This is a genomic window from Rathayibacter sp. AY1C7 (assembly GCF_002931865.1).
Classification (GTDB): domain Bacteria; phylum Actinomycetota; class Actinomycetes; order Actinomycetales; family Microbacteriaceae; genus Rathayibacter.
In genome coordinates, this window is sequence record NZ_PSWB01000007.1 from 94,524 (window position 1) to 108,941 (window position 14,418).

Sequence of the window (14,418 nt, forward strand, 5' to 3'; positions counted from 1 at the left end):
GGTCCGCGGCGCCGCGCAGTGTGCGGGCGGACCCTGCGACCCCGCGCAACCGCCAGGCGGACCCCCCGGCTCCGCTCAGTCGCCGGGCGGCCGCCGGCGCTGCTGCTTCGTCTCGGAGCGCTGCTGCTTCGCGGCGAGCCGGCGGCGGGTGGAGCCGCGCGTGGGCCGGGTCGGGCGCCGCGGGGCGGAGGGAGGCGCGAGGGCCGCGGTGATGATCCCGCGGAGCATCTCGAGGGCCGTCTCGCGGTTGCGCAGCTGCGAGCGCTCCTGCGCCACCGTGACGGTGACCGCTCCGGAGACGAGCCGCCGCCCGAGGCGCTCGAGCAGGCGCGAGCGCTGCTCGTCCGAGAGGGCCGTCGACTCCTCGACGCTCCAGGTGAGCTGCACGCGGCTGTCGGAGGTGTTCACGTGCTGCCCGCCGGGCCCGGAGGAGCGCGAGAACCGCCACTGCAGCTCCGATGCGGGGACGACGAGCCCCGGCCGCACCTCGAGATCCATGCGGCAAGCCTGGCACGCGCCCGCCCCGGAGCGGGAGCGCCGGCGATCCGCTCCCGGGTGCGGTGTCCTCTTCCGGACGTGTCCGCTACAGGCTCTTGTCCCCGCGGTGGTCACGTCCGGACACTGGAGAGGTGCCCGGGCGGGCGCATCGGCCGACTCCTCACTGCCACCCGAAGGCGTCGAGGGGTCGGCCGCACGGCTCGGTCCCGCGGGAGCTCAATCGCGCGGCACCGTCTCGGCGAGGTCGATCTCGCCGTCGTCCAGCGCTCCCGGTTCGAGCGCCTCCGGATCATCGAGCACCGGCTCTCCGGCACCGGCGTCGCCGTCGCGGGTGCGCGAGTCCGCCGCCCACGCCGTGCCGAGCGCGAAGAGCGTCGCCACTCCGTAGTGCTCCATCGCGGCGGCCACGCGGCGGCGGCCGGTCCGCGGATTCATGCCGAGCCGGTGCGACGCGGTCTCGAGCGTGACGCCCTGGCGCATCAGCCGGAGCAGCGGCAGCCAGCTCTGGTCGACCGCTCCGATCGGAGCGGCCTGCCGCCACAGCACCTCGAAGTACGACTCGACCAGACCGGCCAGCGCCGCATGGCGCACGCCGAGCACGCTGGTCGGCTTCGTCTCGCCCCACTCGAACGGGACGGCGAGGTGGTCGCCGTCGACCCAGAACCAGCTCGGCGGGCTCTCGAGGAGCCGGTACTCGACGCCCGCCGCCTGGTACGCCTCCACCCGGGCGAGCACCCGGGGGTCGCGCGCGCCGGCGGCCGGCATGATGACGCGCACCCGGTCCTTCGCCGCGAGCGCGTGCCCGAAGCGGATCGCCCGCTCCGTCGGCGGGTCGAGGAACCGCTCCACGTTCGGGAGCACCGCCACGAGCGAGCCGGAGTCGCGGCGGACGAGGTCGAACCAGAGGTCCTCGGACGCGTGCGGCCCGTGGCGGAGGAGGGTCGGCACGGGGTCCGACGTGTCCTCGCCGACCCGCCAGGCGCCGAGCAGCATCGGCAGGCCCGCGACGACGCGCTCGATCCCGTCCAGGGACTCCCTGCCCGCCCGCCGCGCCGACTCCGTGTGCCGGGCGATGGCCGCGGCCGCCCACTCCATCGGCGCCGGGAAGTCGAGCTGCTCGCCCTCGCCGCCCATGAGCCCCCGGCCGCGGAGCCGCTCGATCGCCGCAGCGACCTCGGCCTCGTCGATGTGGGTCAGCTCCGCCGCGTCGGCCAGCGTCGCCGGCCGTCCCCGCAGCAGCGCAGCCAGGAGTCCGTCGTCGTCCATGCGTCTCCTTCGCCGTGGGCCGTCACCCGAGGGTGCCGTCTCCGCGGTCGAGGAGCAAGGGACGCGCGGCGGACGGCGGGGAGCGGCCAGGCGGGGGCGGGGGATGAACTCGTGACGGGCACGGACCTCGGCTCACCTGAGGACTTCCAGCGGAGACCTTCTTCTTCGCTCTCGATCGCACTCTTTCGCCGTGGCGGCTCGTCACCGGGAAGGCGGTGGTCCCTGCGGACGTCCGGGATCGATCAGGAGCGCGGTACTGCGGTCACTCGGACAGCAGCGGGATCGAGCGGCCCAGGCGCCTGCCGTACTCGGCGATGGCGCGGCCGACGGGGAGCCGCTCGGCCTCGTAGCGCTCGAGTGCCTCGTCGACCGGGTGCCGCGCGAGGGAGGCGGCGAGGGCCAGCGCGTCGCCCGCCGCCTTGGCCGCGCCCATGGCCGTGTGCGGCCGCACCGTCACGGCGGCGTCACCGAGGAGGGCGACCCGGCCGCGGACCGTCCGCGGCGGGACGTAGTCGACGATCGCCTGCAGGAAGGGCTGCGACTCGGCCAGGACGGCAGCCGCGAAGGGCGGCGGCAGGCGGTCGACCGCGTCCTCCTCGAGCCGGCGGCGGAGATCGGGAGCGAGATCGCCGGGCGCGAGGGACACGCTCTCCGGCGGACGGCCCGACGCCGTCATCACTCCGCGGAGGGCGTCCTCGGAGAGGGGCCGGTACCAGACCCAGTTGTAGCGCCGTCGGCCGGGCTCCACCTCGCCGGCGGGTCCGGGGACGAGGTATCCGAGCATGTGCTCGCCGGGCGCGGTGTAGAAGGCGAAGCGTCCGAGCAGAGTCGCCGCAGCCTCGGCGGGGAGCGCCGACTCCGGGATCAGCCCGCGCCAGGTCGAGTAGCCGACATAGCGGTTCCCCGGCGCCTCGGGCGCGACCGCCGCGCGCACGACGGATCCGAGGCCGTCGGCTCCGATGACGACATCGAACTCCAGGCCGCTCCCGTCGCGCAGCTCGACGACGACCGGGTCCGTCCCGACCGAGGGGCGCACCCCGGCGACGGCGTGGCCGAGGAGGTAGCGGTCGGCGGGGATCCGCGAGCGGAGCGTGTCGTAGAGGTGGTCCCACGACACCTGCGTCTGCGGGGAGGGGTCGCGGCCGATCACGCGCCCGGAGCGGTCGAGGGTGATCCGCTCGTGCGCGACGACGCCGACCCGCGCCTCGTCGTCGCGGCCGATCGCGTGCAGGAGGTCGATCAGGTCCTGCTGGGCCATCAGCCCGGCTCCCCGCCGCGACAGGCCTGTCGCCGACCGCTCGAGGACCGTCACGCGGTGCCCGTCGCGGACGAGCAGGGCCGCGGCGAACAGTCCGCCGATCGAGCCGCCGACGATCCCGACGTCGAGCGGGCGCACCGCTCCTCCTGCTGCCATGAGCGCGACCGTACCGGCGAGCGCGCGACGCCCGTTCCTACAGACGGCGGAACAGCGCGGCCTCAGGTGCGGTCGTCCGCGCGCAGCGACCGGATCATCCCGCGGAGCAGGCGCGCCGCCGCCTGCCGCTCCTCCTCCGCGAGCCCCTCCAGCATCCGCAGCTCCACCCCGCGGACGGCGGCGGACGCCTCGGCGAGGCTGCGGCGTCCGCGCTCGGTGAGTCGGGCGGGGAGCGCCTTGCCGACGGGAGCCGCGTCGGGGCGGGTGACGACGCCGTCGCGCTCCAGAGTCTGCAGCAGGACGTTCATCGACTGCCGGGTGACGAAGGCGCCCCGCGCGAGCTCCGAGTTCGAGAGGCCCGGCCGCTGAGCGAGGAGCTCGAGGCAGGAGTAGTGGGTGACCGTCATCCCGAGCGGGCGCAGCACCGCCTCCATCGCCGCGCGCAGGGCACTCGACGCCTCCTTGAGGAGGTAGCCGAGCGAGGTCTCGAGGTCGATGCCGTCTTGACTCATGTCAGTATTCTGACATACGCTCCTGTGTGTCAGAAATCTGACACAACCGAGGAGGAACCCCATGCCCGTCACCGGCCCCGACTTCGTCTCGCTCCAGGTCCGCGACCTCGCGGCGTCCCAGGCGTTCTACGAGCAGTACCTCGGCCTGGTCCGCTCGCCCGCCGGCCCGCCGCACGCCGTCGTCTTCGCGACGACTCCGATCGCCTTCGCCCTGCGCGACCTCGCGCCCGGCACCGACCTCGACTCCGCCTCCCGCCCCGGTGTGGGCGCCGCGATCTGGCTGCACGCGACCGGCGTGCAGGAGATCCACGACGCGCTCGTCGCCGACGGGAACCCCGTCGTCGCGGCTCCGATCGACGGCCCGTTCGGGCGCACCTTCACCTTCGCCGACCCGGACGGCTACCACGTCACCCTGCACGACCGCGCCTGAGCGGGACGGTGCGGACCGCGCCTGAGCTGAGCGGGGCGGAGCGGACGGGACGAGGCCGGGCGCCTCAGCCCATCGCGCGCAGCTGAGCCGCGAAGAGATGCAGCGAGCGGTCGACCTCGGGCAGCGCCGGCGTCCGGTTGAGGTGCCCGTGGGGCATGCCGGCGGCCAGGTGCCCGGTCACGGCGACGCCCGCCTCCGCGAGCTGGCGCAGGAGCAGCTCCGCTGACCCCCGCAGCTCGTCGTACTCGTTCACGAGGACCGTGACCGGAGGCAGACCCGCCAGCGGCGCGGAGCCGGGCAGCGCCTCGACGGGGAGGTCGGAGATCCGCCCGAGGTAGGTGCGCACCATGCCCTCGATGCTCGACGGAGGGAAGCGGAGGACCGGCGGCAGCTCGCGCAGCTCGGCCGCGATTGCGTCGTCGACGGCGGGGTTGGGGAAGTGGGCGAAGGGGTAGGCCAGGAGCACGTGCTCCGGCAGCCGCGCACCGGCGTCGCGCTCGCGGAGGACCGCGCCGAGGGCCAGGGCCGCTCCCGCGCTCGCGCCGCCGATCGCGACGGGCGTGGATCCGGACTCCGTGCTGCGGAGGTGCCGCCAGGCGGCGTGCACGTCGTCCAGCGGGACGGGGTAGCGGACGTCGGGGCCGGCGAGCCGGTAGTCGACGGAGACGACCCGGGCCCCCGCCCGGTGGGCGAGCTCCGCCGCGACGACGTGCGACTCGCGCATGTCGATGCTCCCGGCGGCGAACCCTCCTCCGTGCACCCAGAGCAGAGCGCGCTCGGGCGCGGCGGGCGAGTACACGCGCAGCGGGACCGGTCCGTGCGGGCCGGACGCCGTCTCCGTGACGACGTCGATCCCCTCGGGCAGCGACCAGGGCCCCGGATCCTCCTCGAACGCGGCCATGCGGGCGGTCTGCTCGGCGTCGAGCGGATACGCGAGGCCGGCCAGGAGGGGCAGCCGGGCGGCGAGGTACGGATCGAGCGGCATCGGCGCCTCCTGCGGGGTCGGGATCGCGGACCACGCTAGCCCGGCCGCGGGTCCTCGAGCGGCGCCTGCTCAGCCGCGTCGCTGCAGGAGCATCACGCCGTCCAGGAGCACGGCTGCCGTGCCGTCGGGAGCGGTCACGGCGCGCTCCCTCGTCTCGACGAGCTCCGCGGTCCACTCGGCGGGGTCGAGGGCCAGCTCGGCGAGCTCCTCCTCGGGGCCGAGGAGGTGCATCGCTCCGTGGCGGTGGTCGTCGCCGCTCGCCCACGGCGGGGGTGCGGCGTGCGAGACGACGGCGAGGCGGCCGCCGGGAGCGACGACGGAGGCCGCCCGCTGCAGCACGTCGATCCGCGGGAACTCGGCCATCGAGTGCAGGAAGCTCGCCGTCACCAGGTCGAACTCCCCCACGACCGGCCAGTCCTCGGCGAGGTCTGCCTGCACGAAGTCCACATCGGCGCCCCGCTCGGCCGCGGCCGCGCGCGCCCGGCCCAGCGCCGTCTCGGAGAGGTCGAGCCCGGTGACGCGCCAGCCGAGCGACGCCAGCCACAGCGCGTCCGCCCCCTCACCGGCGCCGAGGTCGAGGGCGCGGCCCGGCGGCAGCGAGCCGACCAGCCCGACCAGCGTCGCGTTCGGCCGGCCCGACCAGATCCGATCGGAGTCGGCGTAGCGCGCCTCCCACTGCTCGCGTGCGGTGCTCATGCTGCTCCTCGTCCCCGGGCGCAGGGGCACCCGCGTCGAGGATGCCGCGCCGCCGCTCCGGCCGCCAGCGCTCGTGCCGAAGCGGCACGGGCACCCGTCCCCGCGGACGACACGGCCGGACGGAGCCGCGGCGCCGCGCGGACCCGCCGGACGCACTTCCCCGACACGCCTCGCGCCGATTAGCGTCGGTGCATGGCCCTCCGACTCGAAGAGATCATCGTCGACTGCACCGACTTCCGGACCCTCGGGCACTGGTGGCAGGAGGCGCTCGGCTGGGACGTCGTCGACGAGGACGAGGACGGCATCGAGCTGCTCGCCCCGTCGGGCCGCGGGCCGAGCCTGCTCTTCCTCGACGTACCCGAGCGCAAGACCGTGAAGAACCGCCTGCACCTGGATTTCGTGCCGGACGACCAGGAGGCGGAGGTCGCGCGGCTGGTCGGCCTGGGGGCGACGCGGTCCGACGTCGGGCAGGGCGAGCAGTCCTGGGTCGTGCTCGCCGACCCGGAGGGCAACGAGTTCTGCATCCTCTCGGCGCGGGAGTGAGAGCGCTTCCACTTTCCAGGACGATTGTCGGGAAAGCGCTTCCATGCGCACGCATCGAAAAAGATTCTGAAATGTCAAGGGTAGAACGATCGTTCTCGACTCCCTAGCATCGCCTCCGACGCATCTCCCGACCGGGAGCGCGCGGAGCCGAGGAGTCACCGTGACCACCTACGACAGACCCGTCGCCGCCGTCGGCATGACGCAGTCGCAGCAGCAGGGCGAGCTGCTCGCCGGCCGCGCCCTCGAGAACCGCGCCTTCGGCCTCTACGCCTACGCCTACCGCCTCACGCTGTCGGACTCCGCGGCGAGCGCCGCCCTCCGCCACGCGGCGGTCACCGTCCGCAGCGGACGGCCGCAGGGACTCGACGACACGGGCGCCCTCGACCTGATGCGCTCCGAGGTCGGGCGCGCGAGCGTGCAGCGCGGCGGCTCCGCGATGGAGCGCGCCGAGCAGGCCCCCGCGGCGATCCGCGAGGACGACCTGCTGCGCTCGGGCTTCCACCGCCGCCTGCACGCCCTGCCGACGCTCGAGCGCCAGGCCTGGCTGCTCCGGCACACCGGCGGCCACGACGTCGACGCGATCGCGGCGATGCTGCAGGAGCCGGCGGAGCGCATCCGCTCGGCCCTCGCCTCGGCCGCCCGCACGCTGGTCGAGGGCGAGCTGGCCGAGAGCGAGTCCGCGGAGTAGCGCGGCACGAGGTGCCCGAGAGACGCCGGGTCCAGCCGGCGGCGCCCCTCAGGCGTCTGGGACCCGGCCGCGACTCGGCGCGACCGGGAGGACGGGGTCAGTCGAGGTAGTCGATGTCGTCCCACGGCTGGTGGACGTCACCGGTGTCGCGGTCGTCGTCCGGCACCTCGAGCTCCTCGAAGATCACCGGAACACCCGTCGAGATCAGGACGCTGACCTGGCGGTTGCCCACGATCACGAAGTCGACGAGGCCTCCTCCGGCCTGCGTCGCCTCGGTCGCCGACCGCTTCAGCTCGGCGACGTCGGTCCCCTGGGACAGCCCGTAGGTCTTGCCCTCGATGGTGACGGTGGTGCGGATCATGTGGCGCTGCTGCTCCTCGGCTCGATGGGTTCAGCGTACGAATCGCGACAGAGCGCTGCCAGGCCTTGCGGTGGACGCCCGCGGCTGCCACGGGTGAAGTGGCCGGCTGAGGCGAGCGGCGTCCGGAGCCGAGGTCGGAAGCAGCGTGACGGGCCGCTCGGGCGGATCCGCCGCTCCTGACCTCGGTTCCGGACACCGGGCGGCGGAGTCAACCGGGCGCGCTCCACGGAGCTCCCGCCGTAGCGTGGAACCTGTCCGCACGTTCCGCATCCAGCGACAAGGAGGATCCGATGATCGAGAAGAACACTCCCGAGGACCCGCAGACCACCGACCCCGAGCACGTCGACCCCCAGACGGCCACCGACCCCGAGGGCGACCCGGTCGAGAACCCGTCGGGCTGACGCCCGCACCGGAACGGCCCGCGGCCACCGGGACACCGCTGAGAAGGCGGAGTCCCGGGGGTCGCGGGCCGTTCCCGTGTCCGGCGCCGCCATACTGACGGAGTGCAGGCCGAGGACGACGAGCGCAGGGATCTCGAGCGGATCCTGTCGGCCCGACCCCGCGACGACGGCGCCGACCGGGACGAGCGGCGCGAGGCGCTGCGACGGCTCGGCGAGCTGGAGGCGGAGGACGCTCCTCCCGGAGTGACGGGATCCGGCGCTCAGACCGGCGCCGCGCCGTCCGGAGCGCAGCCGGGCGCGGCGCATCCCGGGACGGCGACCGACTCGCGTGCCCCCCTGCCGGCGGCCGCACTTCCGCTGTCGGCGACCGTCGGCTCCGAGACTGCGGAGTCGCCCGCCGAGCACCCCGACGGGCCGGCCCCGCGGACGCCGCACCCGCGCCGCCGCCGCCTCGTGCTCGCTGCCGCGATCGTCGGCGGAGCCGCGGTCGGCGCGATCGTCCCCACCGCGCTCCTCCTCCCTCCGCCCGCGGACCCCGTCGCCCCGCCGACCGCCTCCGCGGATCCCGCCGACCGCTTCGCCGCGCTCGTCGAGGGCTGGGAGCCGACCACCGACGTCCCGCCGGGCCTCGCCCTGCTCGCCGGGGAGGCCGTCGTCTACGGCTCCGGGTTCGACACCGCCGAGAACGACCGCCTGCTGATCACCGAGCCGAACGGCACCACGGTGTGCCTCGCCGTGCAGCGCCCGGACGCGTCCTTCTTCGCCGGCTGCACCGGCTCGGAGGCGTTCTTCGCCGGGGAGCCCCTCCGGGTCAGCGGCACGACGCTCCGCAGCGGCGCCCCGGTGTACACGCAGATCCTGCTCCGCCCGGACGGGACGATCGAGGGCGGCTATCAGCTGGTGCCGGAGTCGCCGCAGCCCGAGGCGGCGGACCCCGGAACGGTGGAGTCCGGGTCGGTGGAGCCTGCGACCAGCGAGCCCTGAGCCGCCGGGCCCGCGACCAGCAAGCGGTGAGCCCGCGACCTGCGAGCCGCTAGGCGCGCGTCGCCTCCGCCGCGTCCGCGATCACCTCGGCCGCGGACGCCGTCCGCTCCCACACCGCGCGCTGCCGCTCGGCGCCCGTGCCCCGCGCCAGGACCCGCTCGACGCCGCACGCCGCGACCTCCTCGTCGCCCGACTCCGCCAGCGCCCGACCCGCGTGGTCGAGCAGGCGCGCCAGTACCGCGGAGGCGGGGGCCGGGCAGCCGTCGACCGGATCGATCAGGTCGCCGGTCGTGCCGTGGCGGCTCGCCAGCCAGGAGGAGACGGCGATCACCGGAGTCGGCAGCGGCACGGGCGGGACCCCGGCGCCCGCGTCGCGCACGGCCGTCTCGGCGAGCGCCCGGATCAGGACGGCGATCAGCGCCGAGTCCTCGGCGTGCAGCGGGACATCGGCGATGCGCACCTCGACGGTCGGGTGCGCACGGGAGAGACGGGCGTCGAAGTAGAGCATCCCCTCGTCCAGCAGCACGCCGCAGGAGGTGAGGGAGGCGACGACGCTCCGGTACTGCTCGAGGTCGCCCCAGATGCCGACCGGGCCGGCGGTGGGCCAGCGCCCACACGACTGGTAGCGCCAGCTGGCGAACCCGGTGTCGGCGCCGGCGCTCAGCGGGGAGTTGGTGCTCAGGGCGAGGAGGGCGGGCAGCCAGCCGCGCAGCCGGTCGAGGACCGCGATCCCCTCCTCCGGCGACCCGATCCCGACATGGACGTGCAGGCCGCAGGTGAACTGCTCACGGGCGACGAGGCCGAAGCGCTCGGCCATCCGGTCGTAGCGCTCGTCGGCCGAGAGGTGCGGCTCGAACGCGGCGGGGCTGGTCGCGACCGCGACGGCGCGGGCGCCGACCTCGCGGGCGGAGTCGTCGGCCAGGCGGCGGCCTCGCGCAGTCCGGCCAGCAACGCGTCGTGCGTGCGGGCGGGAGCGCCGACCGCCTCGATCTGCTCCGCCTTGAGCTCGGCGGCCAGGGCGACCGCCGCGGAGCCGCGGACGGAGCCGAGCAGCAGCGGCGCCGCGGGCGTCGGGAGGAACGTGCCGGCGTCGACGAGGAGGTACTCCTCCTCCACCCCGAAGGTGCGGGCGCTCATCGGAGCGCCTTCCGCTCGAGTCCCCCGCCGCAGCCCACCCGGTCATCCCACCGTGCCGGGCGCCCGCCGGGCAACCGTCCTCGGCCGATGTTCAGCGTCGGGACGCCCGCGACGCCGGTCCGCGGGCGGGCTGTCAAGGCCGGGTGCAGCGGGGCGCGGAGCGGCAGGATCGGAGCACACCCAGAACCGGAGGTCCCCGTGCCCGACAGCACTCCCGAGCAGGCCGAGTACGACGTCGCCGTCATCGGCGCAGGACCCGCGGGGACAGCCGCCGCCCTCCGCGCCGCGGAGCTGGGAGCGCGCGTCGTCGTGCTCGAGGCCGCGCGCGTCGGCGGCACCTGCGTCAACACCGGCTGCGTGCCCACCCGCGTCCTCGCGAAGACGGCGCGGATGATGCGCGAGACCCGCTCCGCCGGCGACTACGGGATCGAGATCGGCACTCCCGTCCTCGACTGGGCCGCGACCGTGCGCCACGTGCACGAGCGCGTCGACCTGGTGCGCTCGATCAAGCGCGAGGCGCAGCGGTTCGAGGAGGCGGGGGTCGACCTGATCCACGAGGGCCGCGCCCGCTTCGTCGACGAGAGCACCCTCGTGCTCGACAGCGGGCGGCGGATCCGCGCGCGCTCGATCATGGTCTGCGTCGGCGGGCACTCGCGGCGGCTGCCGATCCCGGGCGCCGAGCTCGCGACCGTGCCGGAGGACGTGCTCGGGCTGACCGAGCTGCCGCGCCGCGTCGCCGTGATCGGCGGCGGCAACACGGGCGCCCAGCTCGTCACCGTCTTCAACGCCTTCGGCTCGGAGGTGACGCTCCTCGACGTCGCCCCGCGGATCCTGATGACCTCCGACTCCAGCATCTCCGAGCACGTCGCGTCCGCCTTCGAGCGCCAGGGCGTCCGCGTCCGCACCGGGATCGAGACGGTGTCGGGCATCGAGCGGCAGGACGACGGCTCGCTCGCGATCGCGTGGCGCGAGGGCGGCGAGGACCGCACGGCCGAGGTCGACGTGGTGATCATGGCCACCGGCTGGCCCGCCGACGTCGAGGACCTCGGACTCGAGAACGCGGGCATCGAGGTCGTCCGCTCGGCGATCCCCGCCGATCAGTACTTCCGCACGGTGGTGCCGCACATCTTCGCGGTCGGCGACGCGAACGGGCGCGACATGCTCGTGCAGGCGGCGCAGTTCGAGGCGGAGGCCGCCGCCGAGAACGCGGTGCTCGGCGCGAACCGGCGCACGCCTCAGTTCCTCCTGCCCGCGGGCGGATTCACGGACCCTGACTACGCGGGCGTCGGCTTCACGCAGGAGCAGGCCCGCGAGCGCGACCCGCAGTGCGTCGTCGCCTCGGTGCCGTTCTCCAATTTGGACCGCGCCGTCATCGACGACCGCGAGAACGGGTTCCTCACGCTGATCGCCGACCGGCGCCGCGAGCTGCTGCTCGGCGCGCACGCGGTCGGCGAGAACGCGATCGAGGTCGTGCAGTCGGTGACCACGGCGATGGCGGCCGGAGTCGACCTCGCGACCCTCGCGAACGTCCGCTTCGCCTACCCCACCTACAGCGCGGTGATCGGGATGGCGGCGCGCGCCCTGCTGGCCGAGCCGGCGCGCCCGACCGAGCTGGACTGACGCGCTACCCGATCCTCGGAGGCGGCGCCAGCCCCGAACCGGCGGCCCGCCGCCTCCGAACCACTGGGGACGGGCACTCCGCCCGCCCCGCCGAGAGGAACCCCTGTGCCGATCCCCGCTGTCGACTACAACCACGTCCGACTCACCGTCCGCGACATCGCCGTCTCGCGCCCCTTCTACGACTCCGTCTTCGGCTTCGACGTCGCCTTCGAGGCGCCGCCGGCCGACGCGTCGCCGGAGGAGAAGGAGCAGCTGGCGTTCGTGTTCGGCGGCGTTATCTACCAGTTCCCGGGCGGACTGCTCGGCCTGCGCCCCGTCGCGCCCGGCGACGACCGCTTCGACGAGGACCGGGTCGGGCTCGACCACGTCAGCTTCACCGTCCCCGACCTCGACACGCTGAAGGCGGCCGCGGCCGTGCTCGACGACCTCGGCATCGCCCACGAGCCGATCAAGGACGCCGGCGGCATGAGCCTCCTCGAGTTCCGCGACCCCGACAACATCGCGCTCGAGATCACGTCCCCGAGCTGATCAGAGCAGCGCGCGTATCGAGATCTCCACGCACGAACGGGCAGGTCTCGATACGCCGCTTCGGGCTACTCGACCAGCAGAAGTCCCCGACATGCTGATCGAGTAGCGCGCTCAGCGCGCGTATCGAGATCCCCGCGCACGCCCGGAGAAGCGGACTACGGACGACGTCGACGGTACGGAGTCGTCGTCGACACCCGGACCAGGCCCGCGCGCTCCAGGATGGGCCGCGAGTACTCGGTCGAGTCGCTGTGCACGAGGGTCTTCCCGAGGGCTCGAGCGGAGGCGGCGCGGGCGGCCGTGACCAGGCCGTAGAGCCCGCGTCCGCGGTACTCCGGCAGCGTCGCTCCGCCCCAGATGCCGGCGAAGGCGGTGCCCGGGACGGGCTCGAGCCGGCCGCCGGACGCCATCCGCCCGTCGACCTCGGCGACCCACAGCTCCATGCCGTCGCCGCGTGCCAGGCGGGCGACGAGCGAATCGGCGATCGACACGTCGACCTCCTCCTCGAAGGCGGCGTCGATCATGGCGCTGAACGCGCGGACGTCCGGCTCGTCGACGACCCGCCGCAGCACGACCCCCTCCGGGACCGGCCGGTCCGAGAGCAGCGCCTCGACCGGGCCGATCATGATCGACTCGGCCTCGTCCGGCGCGAAGCCGTTCGCGACGAGCGCGTCGTGCAGGCCGGGGGCCTCGTCGTGGCCGCGGGTCTTCCACTCGACGCGGGTGATGCCGGGATCGGCGTCGAAGTGCGCGCAGGCCGCGGCGACCAGGCGGGCGATCTCCGCGGAGGAGGCGCCGGCGAGGTCGCGGTAGGTGACGAAGCCGCGTCCGCCGGCGAAGGTCACCAGACGCAGAGGCCCCTCGCGCGTCACGGAGACGGCGCTCGGGGTCTCGGCGTCGGAGCGGAGCTGGTCGTCGTAGGCGCGGAGGTAGTCGGAGCTCATCGCCCCGACGCTACCCCCGGACCCGGGCGATCAGGTCCTGGATGAAGGGGATGACGTCCTTCGCCTGGTCGACGCTGGCGAATCCGGTCGCGACGAGCGGCCAGATCGAGCCGATGAGCGTCGCGATCACGGCGGCCACCGCGGCGACCCAGGCGAGGGCCGCGTTGCGGGAGAGGAACGCGACGGCGAGGCAGGCCAGGCCGACCGCGTAGCTGAGGACGATCGAGAGGACGATCGCGCCGACCGGGACGTCGAGCGCCCCGGCCGTGGTGCCGTCGGCCGCGCCGATCAGCCCGAGGACGGGCAGCAGCACGGCGACGACGACCACGAACGAGAGCACGACGCCCGTGCCGAGCGCGATCCAGGCCGCGCGCGGCTTGCGTCGCGCGCCGTACGAGCGGGTGCGCACGGGACTACTCCCGACCGGCGGCGGACGACGCGCGGTCGTCCTCGGAGCGGTGGGCGTCGGTGTCGTCGGATGCGGCGTCGCGATCGGCCGCGGCCTCGTCGCGCTCGACGTGCTCGGACTCCTCCGCCGGAGCGACCTCGACGGTCGCGGTGCGGGGGTCGCCGTCGTCGTCGACCGGCTCGACCTGGACGCGGACCACGAACTCCGCGGTCTCGACGACGGCCGGGGCCGCGTGCGTCTCGACGCGGGGGTCGTCCTCGTCGCGCTCGGCGGCGCGCTCGTCGTCGGCCGTCTTCTGGGCGGCTGCGCGCTCGTCGCGCTCGTCGGCCGCGCGGTCCATCGCGTCCGCGGCGTCGTCGGCGGCGTCCGCCAGACGTCCGCGGGCGGAGTCGACGGCACCGGAGACGGCGTCGCGAGCGTTCCCGGCGGCCTCCTTGGCGGAGTCGCGGGCGTCGGACGCGGCGCGCTTGGCGGTGTCGACGAGCGGCTCCTTGTCCTCCTCCGGCTTCTCGATCGGGTCGAACGGGCCGTGGACGTCGGTCGCCTCGACGTTGACGACGACGTGGCCGCCGGCGACCGGCTCCGCCACGCGCTGCACCTGATCGCGCACGGCGTCCAGGACCTCGCGGACGGGGTGGGGGTACTCGACGACGAGGTCGATGTCGACGGTGGTGACGCCGTCGGCCTTCGAGACCGTGACTCCGGGGACGGTGCTGGTGCCCAGCACGCGGCGGGAGGCGCGGTCGAGGCCGCGGGCGACGGCTCCGCCGAGGTGGTGGACGCCGGACACGCGCTGGGCGCTCTCGCCGGCGGCGGTCGCGACCCGGCTCTCGGTCGACTCGGGCTCGGACGGCTTCCCGTCGCGGCGGGCGGACTCGCGCCGGCTCTGCTGGTTCGGGGTCGGCTGCTCATCGGTGCGGATGCGCTCGACGGTGCCGGGCTCCATCGGATCGGACATGGGGTGCTCCTTCAGAAAGACTTCCATCCCGCCTGAGCGGGGCTCTC

Annotated in this window: 17 protein-coding genes; 6 read left to right on the forward strand and 11 right to left on the reverse strand. The window is 74.8% G+C overall.

The window, feature by feature from the left end:
* Positions 1–75 precede the first annotated feature (75 nt).
* The 4 genes from arfB to C5C69_RS05705 form a co-directional block, all read right to left on the reverse strand.
* Positions 76–498: an alternative ribosome rescue aminoacyl-tRNA hydrolase ArfB gene (gene arfB, locus C5C69_RS05690; protein WP_104257473.1), complete on the reverse strand. Its 423-nt coding sequence runs from the start codon at positions 496–498 to the stop codon at positions 76–78.
* 216 nt (positions 499–714) lie between these two features.
* On the reverse strand, positions 715–1,764 hold the full coding sequence (locus C5C69_RS05695; protein WP_104225861.1) for a hypothetical protein: 1,050 nt from the start codon (positions 1,762–1,764) through the stop codon (positions 715–717).
* A gap of 262 nt (positions 1,765–2,026) precedes the next feature.
* Positions 2,027–3,178, reverse strand: coding sequence for an FAD-dependent monooxygenase (locus C5C69_RS05700; RefSeq protein ID WP_219812344.1), 1,152 nt, complete (start codon positions 3,176–3,178; stop codon positions 2,027–2,029).
* Between the two features lie 62 nt (positions 3,179–3,240).
* Positions 3,241–3,690, reverse strand: coding sequence for a MarR family winged helix-turn-helix transcriptional regulator (locus C5C69_RS05705; protein WP_104257475.1), 450 nt, complete (start codon positions 3,688–3,690; stop codon positions 3,241–3,243).
* Between the two features lie 61 nt (positions 3,691–3,751).
* On the opposite strand from C5C69_RS05705, the gene C5C69_RS05710 reads away from it, so the two are divergent.
* A complete protein-coding gene (locus C5C69_RS05710) occupies positions 3,752–4,120 on the forward strand; it encodes a VOC family protein (RefSeq protein WP_104257476.1) in 369 nt (122 codons plus the stop codon).
* Between the two features lie 64 nt (positions 4,121–4,184).
* Here C5C69_RS05710 and C5C69_RS05715 read toward each other — a convergent pair whose 3' ends face one another.
* Positions 4,185–5,105, reverse strand: a complete 921-nt coding sequence (locus C5C69_RS05715) for an alpha/beta hydrolase fold domain-containing protein (RefSeq protein ID WP_104257477.1) — start codon at positions 5,103–5,105, stop codon at positions 4,185–4,187.
* 69 nt (positions 5,106–5,174) lie between these two features.
* Positions 5,175–5,801 carry a class I SAM-dependent methyltransferase gene (locus tag C5C69_RS05720; protein ID WP_104257478.1) on the reverse strand — a complete coding sequence of 209 codons (627 nt, stop codon included), beginning with the start codon at positions 5,799–5,801 and terminating at the stop codon, positions 5,175–5,177.
* A 192-nt stretch (positions 5,802–5,993) separates the two neighbouring features.
* On the opposite strand from C5C69_RS05720, the gene C5C69_RS05725 reads away from it, so the two are divergent.
* Both C5C69_RS05725 and C5C69_RS05730 read left to right on the forward strand, forming a co-directional pair.
* On the forward strand, positions 5,994–6,344 hold the full coding sequence (locus tag C5C69_RS05725) for a VOC family protein (protein WP_104224051.1): 351 nt from the start codon (positions 5,994–5,996) through the stop codon (positions 6,342–6,344).
* Positions 6,345–6,504: 160 nt separating this feature from the next.
* Entirely contained in the window at positions 6,505–7,032 is a 528-nt protein-coding gene (locus tag C5C69_RS05730) for a hypothetical protein (protein ID WP_104232920.1), read from the forward strand.
* A gap of 97 nt (positions 7,033–7,129) precedes the next feature.
* Here C5C69_RS05730 and C5C69_RS05735 read toward each other — a convergent pair whose 3' ends face one another.
* A complete protein-coding gene (locus tag C5C69_RS05735) occupies positions 7,130–7,393 on the reverse strand; it encodes a hypothetical protein (RefSeq protein ID WP_104224053.1) in 264 nt (87 codons plus the stop codon).
* A 503-nt stretch (positions 7,394–7,896) separates the two neighbouring features.
* Between C5C69_RS05735 and C5C69_RS05740 the strand changes: the two genes are divergently transcribed.
* Positions 7,897–8,778 (forward strand): hypothetical protein, encoded by an 882-nt coding sequence (locus C5C69_RS05740; protein WP_104257479.1) that lies wholly within the window; start codon positions 7,897–7,899, stop codon positions 8,776–8,778.
* A 49-nt stretch (positions 8,779–8,827) separates the two neighbouring features.
* Here C5C69_RS05740 and C5C69_RS05745 read toward each other — a convergent pair whose 3' ends face one another.
* Positions 8,828–9,961, reverse strand: coding sequence for a glutamate--cysteine ligase (locus C5C69_RS05745; RefSeq protein WP_104257480.1), 1,134 nt, complete (start codon positions 9,959–9,961; stop codon positions 8,828–8,830).
* A 152-nt stretch (positions 9,962–10,113) separates the two neighbouring features.
* Here C5C69_RS05745 and C5C69_RS05750 point away from each other — a divergent pair, with 152 nt between their 5' ends.
* Together C5C69_RS05750 and C5C69_RS05755 are read left to right on the forward strand one after the other, a co-directional pair.
* A complete protein-coding gene (locus tag C5C69_RS05750) occupies positions 10,114–11,535 on the forward strand; it encodes an NAD(P)/FAD-dependent oxidoreductase (protein WP_258065162.1) in 1,422 nt (473 codons plus the stop codon).
* Positions 11,536–11,640: 105 nt separating this feature from the next.
* Positions 11,641–12,063 (forward strand): VOC family protein, encoded by a 423-nt coding sequence (locus C5C69_RS05755; RefSeq protein WP_104257482.1) that lies wholly within the window; start codon positions 11,641–11,643, stop codon positions 12,061–12,063.
* A gap of 155 nt (positions 12,064–12,218) precedes the next feature.
* Here C5C69_RS05755 and C5C69_RS05760 read toward each other — a convergent pair whose 3' ends face one another.
* From C5C69_RS05760 to C5C69_RS05770, 3 genes are read right to left on the reverse strand one after another with little or no spacing between them, the layout of a single operon-like run.
* Positions 12,219–13,004, reverse strand: coding sequence for a GNAT family N-acetyltransferase (locus C5C69_RS05760; RefSeq protein ID WP_104257483.1), 786 nt, complete (start codon positions 13,002–13,004; stop codon positions 12,219–12,221).
* A gap of 10 nt (positions 13,005–13,014) precedes the next feature.
* The gene (locus tag C5C69_RS05765; protein WP_104223994.1) at positions 13,015–13,413 is read right to left on the reverse strand and encodes a hypothetical protein; all 399 of its coding nucleotides are present in this window, start codon (positions 13,411–13,413) and stop codon (positions 13,015–13,017) included.
* Between the two features lie 4 nt (positions 13,414–13,417).
* Complete coding sequence (locus C5C69_RS05770; protein ID WP_181127025.1) at positions 13,418–14,371, reverse strand: Asp23/Gls24 family envelope stress response protein; 954 nt, start codon at positions 14,369–14,371, stop codon at positions 13,418–13,420.
* Between the last annotated feature and the right edge of the window lie 47 nt (positions 14,372–14,418).

What these genes read in the sequence shown, in the direction of transcription:
- C5C69_RS05720 (WP_104257478.1), bottom strand. Translation starts at nt 5,801, where the DNA reads ATGAGCACCGCACGCGAGCAGTGGGAGGCGCGCTACGCCGACTCCGAT.
- C5C69_RS05710 (WP_104257476.1), top strand. Translation starts at nt 3,752, where the DNA reads ATGCCCGTCACCGGCCCCGACTTCGTCTCGCTCCAGGTCCGCGACCTC.
- C5C69_RS05715 (WP_104257477.1), bottom strand. Translation starts at nt 5,105, where the DNA reads ATGCCGCTCGATCCGTACCTCGCCGCCCGGCTGCCCCTCCTGGCCGGC.
- C5C69_RS05770 (WP_181127025.1), bottom strand. Translation starts at nt 14,371, where the DNA reads ATGTCCGATCCGATGGAGCCCGGCACCGTCGAGCGCATCCGCACCGAT.
- C5C69_RS05695 (WP_104225861.1), bottom strand. Translation starts at nt 1,764, where the DNA reads ATGGACGACGACGGACTCCTGGCTGCGCTGCTGCGGGGACGGCCGGCG.
- C5C69_RS05700 (WP_219812344.1), bottom strand. Translation starts at nt 3,178, where the DNA reads ATGGCAGCAGGAGGAGCGGTGCGCCCGCTCGACGTCGGGATCGTCGGC.
- C5C69_RS05725 (WP_104224051.1), top strand. Translation starts at nt 5,994, where the DNA reads ATGGCCCTCCGACTCGAAGAGATCATCGTCGACTGCACCGACTTCCGG.
- C5C69_RS05760 (WP_104257483.1), bottom strand. Translation starts at nt 13,004, where the DNA reads ATGAGCTCCGACTACCTCCGCGCCTACGACGACCAGCTCCGCTCCGAC.
- C5C69_RS05745 (WP_104257480.1), bottom strand. Translation starts at nt 9,961, where the DNA reads ATGACCGGGTGGGCTGCGGCGGGGGACTCGAGCGGAAGGCGCTCCGAT.
- C5C69_RS05735 (WP_104224053.1), bottom strand. Translation starts at nt 7,393, where the DNA reads ATGATCCGCACCACCGTCACCATCGAGGGCAAGACCTACGGGCTGTCC.
- arfB (WP_104257473.1), bottom strand. Translation starts at nt 498, where the DNA reads ATGGATCTCGAGGTGCGGCCGGGGCTCGTCGTCCCCGCATCGGAGCTG.
- C5C69_RS05705 (WP_104257475.1), bottom strand. Translation starts at nt 3,690, where the DNA reads ATGAGTCAAGACGGCATCGACCTCGAGACCTCGCTCGGCTACCTCCTC.